Origin of the sequence: Rheinheimera sp., from assembly GCF_020217005.1 — a bacterium.
GTDB lineage: Bacteria > Pseudomonadota > Gammaproteobacteria > Enterobacterales > Alteromonadaceae > Pararheinheimera.
In genome coordinates, this window is the sequence record NZ_JAIWOI010000009.1 from 1 (window position 1) to 10000 (window position 10000).

The 10000-nt window shown below is 45.0% G+C and carries 8 protein-coding genes and 1 pseudogene; 4 read left to right on the forward strand and 5 right to left on the reverse strand.

Going from position 1 to position 10000, the window contains the following annotated elements:
- Together LDL40_RS00425 and LDL40_RS00430 are read right to left on the reverse strand one after the other, a co-directional pair.
- The coding region (locus tag LDL40_RS00425; RefSeq protein ID WP_300992557.1) for a DUF417 family protein at positions 1-583 on the reverse strand (583 nt) is incomplete at its 3' end.
- Between the two features lie 64 nt (positions 584-647).
- Complete coding sequence (locus LDL40_RS00430; RefSeq protein ID WP_300992559.1) at positions 648-1058, reverse strand: YccF domain-containing protein; 411 nt, start codon at positions 1056-1058, stop codon at positions 648-650.
- A 393-nt stretch (positions 1059-1451) separates the two neighbouring features.
- Here LDL40_RS00430 and LDL40_RS00435 point away from each other — a divergent pair, with 393 nt between their 5' ends.
- The gene (locus LDL40_RS00435) at positions 1452-3044 is read left to right on the forward strand and encodes a peptide MFS transporter (RefSeq protein ID WP_300992561.1); all 1593 of its coding nucleotides are present in this window, start codon (positions 1452-1454) and stop codon (positions 3042-3044) included.
- 140 nt (positions 3045-3184) lie between these two features.
- Here LDL40_RS00435 and LDL40_RS00440 read toward each other — a convergent pair whose 3' ends face one another.
- Positions 3185-3652: an SRPBCC domain-containing protein gene (locus LDL40_RS00440; RefSeq protein WP_300992563.1), complete on the reverse strand. Its 468-nt coding sequence runs from the start codon at positions 3650-3652 to the stop codon at positions 3185-3187.
- A 217-nt stretch (positions 3653-3869) separates the two neighbouring features.
- Positions 3870-4889: a hypothetical protein gene (locus LDL40_RS00445; protein WP_300992565.1), complete on the reverse strand. Its 1020-nt coding sequence runs from the start codon at positions 4887-4889 to the stop codon at positions 3870-3872.
- 201 nt (positions 4890-5090) lie between these two features.
- Here LDL40_RS00445 and LDL40_RS00450 point away from each other — a divergent pair, with 201 nt between their 5' ends.
- A complete protein-coding gene (locus LDL40_RS00450; RefSeq protein WP_300992567.1) occupies positions 5091-7322 on the forward strand; it encodes a S46 family peptidase in 2232 nt (743 codons plus the stop codon).
- A 274-nt stretch (positions 7323-7596) separates the two neighbouring features.
- Here LDL40_RS00450 and LDL40_RS00455 read toward each other — a convergent pair.
- Positions 7597-7770, reverse strand: a pseudogene (locus LDL40_RS00455) (tyrosine-type recombinase/integrase); the annotation flags it as partial.
- Between the two features lie 71 nt (positions 7771-7841).
- Between LDL40_RS00455 and LDL40_RS00460 the strand changes: the two are divergent.
- Complete coding sequence (locus LDL40_RS00460) at positions 7842-9035, forward strand: tyrosine-type recombinase/integrase (RefSeq protein WP_300992569.1); 1194 nt, start codon at positions 7842-7844, stop codon at positions 9033-9035.
- Positions 9036-9037: 2 nt separating this feature from the next.
- On the forward strand, positions 9038-10000 hold a 963-nt coding region (locus tag LDL40_RS00465), incomplete at its 3' end, for a hypothetical protein (protein ID WP_300992571.1).

The window sequence follows — 10000 nt, forward strand, 5'->3', positions numbered from 1 at the left end:
GCAGATCATAAATGCCGATAAGATTAGAGGTTGTTTGTACGTCAAACAGCAGATACAACCAGCTCATCAACGGCGAGCTTTGCACCAAGTCTGCTATACCTTCAGCTTCAATCTGAGTGAACTTCATACCGCCAATCCACAGCAATACTAAAGCGACAGGAGCATACTGCACCCAGCGCTTAAGCTTGCTATCGGGCTGCCAGAAGTACCAGGCCAAAGCCAATAAAGCGGCATATTTAATAATACCCTGACCTGAACCAATAGCGGGGAAACCACCTAAGCTTTCAATCCAGTGGATTGAACCAGTCAGTGACCATAAAGGCGGCAAAGCACAAAGCACTAATAACAGCGCCAGAGGTTTTTTCAGTACTTGATAACGCAAGGTCAACCAGGGCAGCACCGCAAGCAGGCTAAACAGAATGCCGCTTAATTGCCGCAGCAGCGGCAGATCGGCTTCTTTATTGAGTTGGTAAAAGCCAAGAATTTTCACCAGACCAGCATCCACTCCAGCAAAACCGGACAAAGCCAGCAAGGCAAAACTCAGGCTAATACAAGCAATTACAGCAACAGATAATAAAGGCACAGCTTTCTCTCCGATTAATGAACGCTAAGAAGACCTGTGCCTCAGCAAAATTCTTTCACCACGGCTAATAAGCTTTATTCACTACAGTGCGGCCTATTGGAGCCAGGCTTAAAGTCGCCAGTTTTAAGTGGGCTAAGCCAAACGGAATGCCGATGATGGTGATAAAACAGGCCACGGCATGGAACAAATGACCCAAGGCCAGCCAGAAGCCTGCGAAGACAAACCAAATCACATTGCCAACAAAACCCAATGGCCCTGTGCCAATATCGGAGATTCGGTTTAAGCGCTCGCGGTTGACATGTTCATTGCCAAAAGGCCAAAACGCCATTTCACCAATCACAAAGCAGGCGCGACCGAAAGGAATAAACACGATACTTAAAAAGCACAGCAAACCAATACACCACCAGGCCAGCCCCATTAAAAAGCCACCCATCACAAACCAGAAAATATTAAATATCAGTCGTAAAGCACCCATAGTCGTTCTCCTTTTTTCATCTATGGCAATAGGGTTACAAGAATAGGGCCAGTTTTAATTCATATAAAAATCAGTAGGATAATGAATGTTTCTCAAAGGCTATATTGTGAAATTCACCAATTAATAGTGAATTTCACTGCTGGTCTTGCTGAACAACTGGCAGGAAAAGCTTGCTGTGACATCGGGCAAAGGCTTTAATAGTGCGGTTTTAAGACTTTAAGACTTTAAGACTTTAAGACTAATACCCAAATTAATTGGAGTTGCAGCGCGGCGACAAGTGCACGAGACCCCAGGAGCATAGTTCACCTATGTGACTGAGGCGAGGGCAGGAAGTCAACAAAGCTGCAGCTTCAAGTAAGAAGGGGATAATAACTAAAGTATTTGCGGATCCCTATGACTACTACAACTCTTCCGGTGCAGCGACAGCTGTTTGGCCATCCTGTTGGCCTTTATGTCTGCTTTTTCACAGAAATGTGGGAACGTTTTGCTTTCTACGGCTTAAAAGCCCTGCTGTTTTTATACCTGACCAAACATCATTTATTTTCGGATGACGACGGTTATATTCTGCTTGGGACTTACGCTGGTTTAGCTTATGCCTTGCCGGTCGTAGGTGGTTTGCTGGCGGACAAATACCTGGGGATGCGCAAAGCAGTGACCTTTGGTGGTGCTTTAATGGCCTTGGGCATGCTGGGTATGGCCTATCGTGGTCACGCAGCTACCCATGAAATGGGCTTTGACCATTTAGCAGTACAAATTATGTATTTGTCGCTGGCATTGGTGGCTGTGGGCGTCGGCTTTTTAAAGCCGAATATTTCTACCATAGTAGGGCGTTTGTACGAAGATAACGACCCGCGCCGTGACTCAGCTTTTACCATTTTTTATATGGGCATCAATATGGGCGCCTTTATCTCCAGCTTGTTTGTCGGTTGGGTGGGTATTGAATATGGCTGGGAGTATGGTTTTGGCTCGGCTGGTATAGGCCTGATCTTAGGTTGGCTGGTGTTTGTCACCCAAACTAAACATTTACAAGGCCAGGCTGAACCAGGCCAGCCGGAACTTTTGGACGAAAAACGTTTTGGTATTCGCCGCGAAACGCTGATTTATCTGGGGGCTTTGCTTGGTGTTGTTGTAGTTCAGCAAATTTTGCAAACCCGCTTTGACTTTGGTGCTTTGGCAGCCATTTTAGGTTTAGCTGAAGGCACTGAAATTACGGCGACAGAAGTGGTGGCTATTCTGATGACCATAGCCCTGCTGATTTGGTGGTTTAAGTTTATTTTTGTTGAATGCAGCAAAGTCGAACGCGCCAATATGATAGTGCTGATGGTGCTGATTGGTATTTCCGCCGTGTTCTGGGGGTTATACGAACAAACTTACGGTACCTGGTTGGCATTTTCCGACCGCGTGATGAATAGCTACACTTTTAACCTGCTGGTCAGCGACTTTACCCCTAACGCTTCGCAGTTAACCTCTGTTGGCGCTTTGTTTATTTTTGCCCTGGCCATTCCTTTTGCCTGGCTCTGGCCTGTGCTGGATAAAAAAGGTTGGAACCCTTCTGCCCCAGCCAAGTTTGGTTTTGGTTTGCTGTTCGCAGGTCTGGCGCACTTTGTGTTGCAATACGCCGCACTGAACCCTGAAGCCAATGGTTTAGCAGGGTTCTGGTGGTTTATTCTGGCCTATCTGGTGCTGGAAATTGGTGAGATGGTGTTATCGCCTATAGGTTTATCTGCAGTCACTACCTTGTCGGTTGGCCGGGTGGTCAGTTTAATGATGGGCGTCTGGTTTTTAGCTTCTGCCTTTGGTGAAATGTTAGCAGGCCGTTTTGGTACCTTAGCTTCTATGCCGGCAGGCACAGACACGGGCACAGCTCTGGCTATTTATGCTGATGTATTCGCCATTCTGGGCTGGGTTGGTGTAGGTTGTGGTGTCTTTATGTTTGCTTTAACGCCACTGCTGAATAAGCAAATACGCCAGGCGCAAAACGACTGATTTATACCCGGTTTACCTGGAGCTGCAGCTTTGTTGGTTTCCCTGGTTTCGGTGCGTCCTTGCTGCCATTCCAACTCATTGGGGTAAAAATAGATAAAGGCCGGAGTTAGTTCCGGCTTTTTTATTCTGAAACTTTGACATTAAGGTGCTGAGTCGGCCTGAGCTGGCGTTGTTAACTGCGCTAACAAAGGCTCCAGGTTTTGCAGACAACGGGTCCAGCCTTCAGTATGTTTCGCCCGCACAGCTTCATCCGGGAACTGGCTATGGGTTAGGGTCAGCAAGGTTCTGTTCGGGGATAACTCTTTAAAATCCAGCGCCACCAGAGAGTTTTGCACCAGGTGTGAGCTCCAGCTAAAGGCGATATGAGAGTAGCGCTGAATAGCCTGATATTCACCATAATGGCGGTAGTCGCCATGTTGCAGATGCATCACCACTTCAAAAGCTCCACCCAGAGTAAAGCTAGCACTGACCGTACTGAGCGCCTTAGGTTGTTGCGAGGAAAAAAGCCAGCGCGCCATTAGTTCAGGTTTAGACCAGAGGTCAAATAGCTGTCTTTTACTGCAGGGCAGAATACGTTTAATTACTATGGGCTGAAGTCCAGATCGCATTCGTGTCCCCCGACTTTTTCAGATAAGAATCCAGTTCATCCAACCAGCCTGACCAGAGGCTGGTATTCATAGCAATATAGCTGGCCGAATACCTTCCGGTAGCAAAATTTACACAAGAATTGTGTTTTGTACCTGTATCACGGTCGAATTCTAAGGCTGAAGTTATGCCACTGTTTATTGTCTGGAATTCAGCTCGAATGAGTACTATCCCTCCTTTTTACTGCTTTTCTTTCTGCTGATCATCGGGTTGTTGATGTAAAACAGATCCCAGAGCCCGGCCCGCGGTACCAGCAGGAAAGGCCGGTGAGTCACAAACCCGCACTTTATAATTGTACCCAAGAGGTTGCGTTGGGTCTGGAGTGATCACCAGTACTTCGTAGTCGTTAATATGCACCAGATGTTCAGGTGGCGTGAGTTTGCAACTGGAGGCGCTAAGGCTTTCGATATGGTAATTAAAGGAGGCTACCAGTTTATTCAGCCACAGCATAGTGGGGAATTTGAAGCCGCTTTCGTCAATAAATATTTTAAATTCAGGGACTTTGGTTTGTGGGCCTTGTTGCTGCGCCATTTCTTTATTCTTTTTCTTTTCCTCCGCCTGTTGCTGCATCACCTGAGCGACCTGCTGTTTTTGTTCTTCATTGTCCCAGTCTAAAAACTGCTCCGGATGGCCGCTGAAATAACTGGCCAAAGTGAAAGTTAGAATGATAGTAACCACAGGCAGATAAATAATACGGGCCACTAAAGTCCAGACCGGGAATATTTCATCATCCAACAGATGTTTTGACCTGACACCCAAAGGGCGTAGCATTAACAGCAGCATCACTTTGAGTAAGTGCAGCATGGAATAAAACTGCAAAGTCAGCATGCTGCCTATTAAAGTCCAGGCCGGTGCCAGCAACAAAGCCGCTAAGTTTACACTGTAAGGCACCACGTTGGGCCTGATGCCTAATACGCCGTTGACAATAGATTCGGCATAGGCAAAAGAGAAATTCAGTACTATGGCGTAAAAGGTCAGAATACAGGCTTTACCCAGCAGACTATGCCACCAGATAGCAAATCGTTGCCACATTTCTTTGGCTGTAGCCATTAGCAGTAACAAAGCCGCGATTTTGGCCAGGAGGCTGTTATCCACCCCCAAAAGCAAAAATAGCAAAAAAAACACTGTTGCTAAAAAATAACACCACTGGGCAAAGTGCAGCTGCGCTAAACGGGGAAAACGCTCATTCCATGCTTGCATAAGTTTTTGTCCATCTTTTTGTTTTTATACCGCTATTGTTAGCATGAGGCTGCTTTTTGCTCAATCTGTCAAAGAAAAGAATCTTAGCTGCGGTTAACCTTAAATTTCCCGCACTGAACTAATCAAGGTTGCACCACAGCGCTTTACATGGATAATTTGCGCCAAACTTTTGCATTATAAAAACGACAACCAAGGGATCCTATGAAATCTGTCTACCTGCTTAGCACGCTGGCGCTTAGCCTCAGCTTCGCCACTATGGCCGACGAAGGCCAATGGCAGCCGCATCAACTGGCTGAATTACAACATGAATTAACAGCCAAAGGCATTGAAATACCAGGCAAACAACTGGCTGACTTAAGTCAGTACCCGATGAATGCCATTGTAAGCCTTGGCTATTGCTCCGCTTCTTTTGTTTCGCCCAAAGGCCTGGTGGTGACCAACCATCACTGCGCATACAACGCGATACAGAATAATTCCACCAAAGACAACAACCTGATTGATAAAGGTTTTTTAGCCAAAACTATGGCGGAAGAACTGCCAGCAGGGCCGCAGGAACGTTTGTATATCACCGAAGCTGTGACTGACGTAACAGCACAAATTACTGGCACTTTGGCTGCAGATTTATCCGGCAAGGCGCGTTATGAAGCCATAGAGGCCAACCGCAAGGCGCTGATTAAAGACTGTGAAAGCGATCCGAATTACCGCTGCTCTGTGGTCAGTTTTCACCACGGTATGGAATACTTCCAAATTAAACAGCTAATGCTGCAGGACGTGCGTTTGGTCTATGCACCGTCAGAATCAGTCGGCAATTATGGCGGCGATATCGATAACTTCGAATACCCGCGCCACACAGGGGATTACACCTTTATCCGGGGTTATGTCGGCAAAGACGGCAAACCAGCACCTTATTCAGTAGATAACGTGCCTTACAGCAGCAAAAACTTTTTAAAAGTAAATGCCAGTGGTGTACGCCAGGGCGATGGCATTTTATTGGCAGGTTACCCGGGCCAAACCAGCCGCTATCGTTTAGCCGATGAAATTGCTTTTGCTGCCGACTGGCAATATCCGGCTCAGGTAAAAACTTATCAGCAAATGATCAACACCATCGACCGCTTAGGCGCGGCTGACGCCGATTTAAAAGTGAAATACGCCTCTACCGTCAAAGGCCACAATAACCGCATGAAAAAACTGCAGGGCTTATTGGACGGCTTTAAAGTCACAGATATTCACGCCATTAAAGCGCAGCAGGAACAAGCTTTGCTGGACTGGATTAAGGCCGATGAAGCCCGCAAACCTTATCAACAAAGTATTGAAGCATTAAAACAAGTGATAGACGCTGAACAGGCCTTTACCCAGCAAACTTATTACTTTGAAGCCGCCAAACGCAGCGATTTATTACAAGCCGCTATTCTGTTGTACCGCTTAGCGCAGGAAAACCAAAAGCCGGACGCAGAGCGCGAAATGGGCTTCCAGCAACGTGACTTAAAAATGATTGAAGGCCGCCTGGCCCGGATGGAAAAAAGCTTCCATCCGACTATGGATATCGCCATTTGGTCAGAACAGCTCGCCGAGTATTTAGCTCAGCCTGATTCGGTGCGCGTTGCAGAATTAGACGCAGCTTTAGGTGTCACCGCTGGCATGACGCAAGCACAGGTTGCTGAAAAAATTACTGCGCTTTACCCACAAAGCAGCTTAACCAGCACCCAAGGCCGCACCGCCTGGTTGGGTAAAACACCAGCTGATTTTGCGCAAAGTTCAGATCCATTTATTCGCATCGCTGTGGCTATTTCTGATAAGAATCTGACGTTAGAAGCTCAGGATAAAGAATTAAAAGGCCAGTTGTCGCAAGTACGCCCAGCTTATATGCAAGCCATTATTGCGTACAACAAAGCGCAGGGAAAACCAGTGTACCCAGACGCCAACAGCACCTTACGTATCACTTATGGTTCAGTGGATGGTTATCCGGCCAAAGACGGTGTCTATAAAACGCCTTTTACTTCAGTCAAAGGTTTAATCGCCAAACGCCAGGCTGATTACCCATTTAATGCGCCACAAAAGCTGGTGGATGCCTACCTGGCCGGTAAAACTGAAGGTTATTTTTATGCCGATTTAGCAGTACAACGCAAAGAGCCATGGTTCTGCGCTATTTTTAACTGCCCAAAAAACGACGTGAAAGCCTTTAACTCAGTGCCGGTTAACTTCTTATCCAGCGCCGACACTACGGGCGGTAACTCGGGCTCAGCGGTAATGAACGGCAAAGGTGAATTGGTCGGCTTAAATTTCGATTCGACTTATGAATCAATCACCAAAGACTGGTACTTCAACCCGGAAATCACCCGCGCTATCCATGTCGATATCCGCTACGTGTTATGGATGATGCAATACGTTGATAACGCTGATAATTTATTGGCGGAGATGGAAATAGTCCGCTAATTTCTCGCAGATCCTGGGTCAGATCCATATTTACGAAGTAAATTGGCTCTGACCCCAGTTTCACGAACCTGCTAATCAGAGTCTTTTTTACCTGATATTCAATTCGTAGGAGTAGGGGAGAGCTTTGCGCCTTCCCTTCTTAAATTACATAAGGATCTTCATAGGTCTTGTACCCGCCCGTCTATGGATACTGAATTGCCCGTTGATGGGGCGGGACAAGCCACGTCCCCTGCAATACTCCCGTCTATCGTTCAGTCAGAAACTCTCCAAACCTTCACCCGTTCAGCAATAAAGACAACGGACTTTTCACCGCATTACCACCACGGTTTAAAACGTGGGTATAGATTTGCGTGGTTTTCACATCGCTATGGCCGAGTTGCTCTTGTACTGTTCGGATATCAACACCTGCTTCTAATAGGTGAGTTGCAAAACTATGACGTAATGTGTGTAAGATAATCTTACAACTGTTACATGCTGATATCGACTATATTTACACGTATTCGATTCAGTAAATCAAGGATGCCTGAATTGCAGCTGATTTATACCGACGATAACTTTGTTGTCTCTGGCTTGGCATATCCACATGTTCCCATACTCCTTGATGGCGATTTCGAGATCGTTAAACCTTTCTTTCAGTTCATAGTTTACCTTACCGTACAAGATGGTCGTATACAGAGTAATAGGACGGTGAAGAACTATGCCAATGCTTTATATGATTACTTTTCTTTTTTAGACGCAAATCAGCTTTTATGGGATGACCCTTATTTAAATAAGGAGAACAGTTTTACTATCAGCGTTCTGGCCTTATATAGGAACTGGTCAAAAAGTCTCTTGAATGACAAAGGGCATAGAATTGTTTCTGATTCTTCAATAAATATGCGTTTGTCTGTTTTGAAAAGATTCTATGAGTACTGTTACAAAACCAGTCTAATTAATTTCGAACCTTGGGAAGTTTTGTTCAAATTAAAGCCTGAGCGCATGCCTGGTTTTCTTCGCCATACACATGGTCAGAAGGTTATAAAATCGAATGATTTAATGATTAAGACCTTCAAAAGGCTACCGCAACTCCTTTCTTTGGATCAGTGCAGAGAATTAATTGGGGCAATTGATAATCTGACAATGAGACTCATCACCAAGCTAATATTATCCACTGGTATTCGAAAGGATGAAGTCATAAGTTTTTCTCGAAAATATATTTTCGAGCCCGATATGCAAAAGCCTAATATCCGTATTCCTATCAGCCTGGAGCCCACCAGCAATGGTCAACGCACTAAAGGTAGCAAGCCAAGAACCGTTTATCTATCAGCGCCTTTAATGAAAGAACTATGGGATTATTTACATTTCGGTGAAGGTGTTATTCGGACGAAACGTCATAAAAAACTGCATGGCAAGGAGCCCCATAACTTGTTCCTGAATAGATTTGGTGAGCCTTTCAGTGAGGCTGCCTTAAACAACTTTTACCGCACTCTCTATGTTGGTGAAGATAAGCGCTTAAGCTTTAGAGTAAACCCTCATATGCTTCGACATACCTATGCAACAATTGAGTTGTATGCCGAAAGCACCCGGACGAATACGACAAAAGCATTAGCTTGGGTAAAATCTCGACTTGGACATTCATCGATTTCCACAACAGCTATTTATCTGCATTGTATAGAGACTCTGCATGACCAGGAGTTGTCTAGCTATCAAGCGGAAATAGATGCGATGGAGTAGCCATGGGAAAAAAGAAAAATTACAAGCTGTCGCAATCTAACTTACTCGAATTTAAAGGGCGCGAGAGTGATATTGGTTCTGGTAATCTTGTTTTTGAAACAGACAGAGGGTGTATAGATTTTAGTCGATGGAATTATATCGACAGGCCTGTTCAATCGAAAGTAAAGACAGCGGTTTTTGCAGGTCGAGAGGCGCTTGTGTGTGATTTGTACAATGCTGTGGTTCAGTTAAGTCATGAACTTACTGAAAGCACCATTCGCAACCTTGCATCAGCAGGTTGTATCAATTTATTTGAGTTTCTTGATGCCAAATATAAGCAAGGCGTTGAGATTAACCGCATAGAACAGTTTGATAGCAGACTTATTGAAAATATCATTTCTTGGTTGAAATACAGGCCTGCCAAAAGGGGGGATGGCACGCTCTCAGCTGGAGGTGCCAGGCACCACTATTTTTCCATAAAGTCCGTCTTATTTTACTTTGTCCGAACCGGTCGTATATCAAAAGACATTTTTCCTTATGCTCCTTTTGTTAATGTAAATCGCTCACTGGAAGTAACTGATATTTACTCAAAATCTGAGTTCGAAAAAATAATGAGGTTTTTATGGGGGGAAATAGCATTAATTCGTAAGGGCGAATATCAGGGGAAAGATAGTCATAAATTGATTGTATATGCCCTGGTTATTGCGGCTAAAACAGGTCGAAATACATCATCAATTCTAAGCATGCAAACTGACTGCGTTCAGAGTCATCCACTATCGCCTGATACTCATGTGTTACTTACTACATACAAAAATAGAGGCATGAACACCTCTGTTCAAGCAATGAGAAGTAGCGTTGTACTCGAAAATATGTGCTCTGCGCACAAAGATGTTGGCCAGCTAATAACTGAAGTTTTAGAAATCACATCGTCGTTAAGAAATGAAAGTAATTTAAATGATTTATTTATATATGAACACAAGGGGCGA

Bases quoted from the DNA above. Each gene is read 5' to 3' on its own strand.
- LDL40_RS00445 (WP_300992565.1), bottom strand. From the start codon at position 4,889: ATGCAAGCATGGAATGAGCGTTTTCCCCGTTTAGCGCAGCTGCACTTT.
- LDL40_RS00440 (WP_300992563.1), bottom strand. From the start codon at position 3,652: ATGCGATCTGGACTTCAGCCCATAGTAATTAAACGTATTCTGCCCTGC.
- LDL40_RS00460 (WP_300992569.1), top strand. From the start codon at position 7,842: ATGCCTGAATTGCAGCTGATTTATACCGACGATAACTTTGTTGTCTCT.
- LDL40_RS00435 (WP_300992561.1), top strand. From the start codon at position 1,452: ATGACTACTACAACTCTTCCGGTGCAGCGACAGCTGTTTGGCCATCCT.
- LDL40_RS00430 (WP_300992559.1), bottom strand. From the start codon at position 1,058: ATGGGTGCTTTACGACTGATATTTAATATTTTCTGGTTTGTGATGGGT.
- LDL40_RS00450 (WP_300992567.1), top strand. From the start codon at position 5,091: ATGAAATCTGTCTACCTGCTTAGCACGCTGGCGCTTAGCCTCAGCTTC.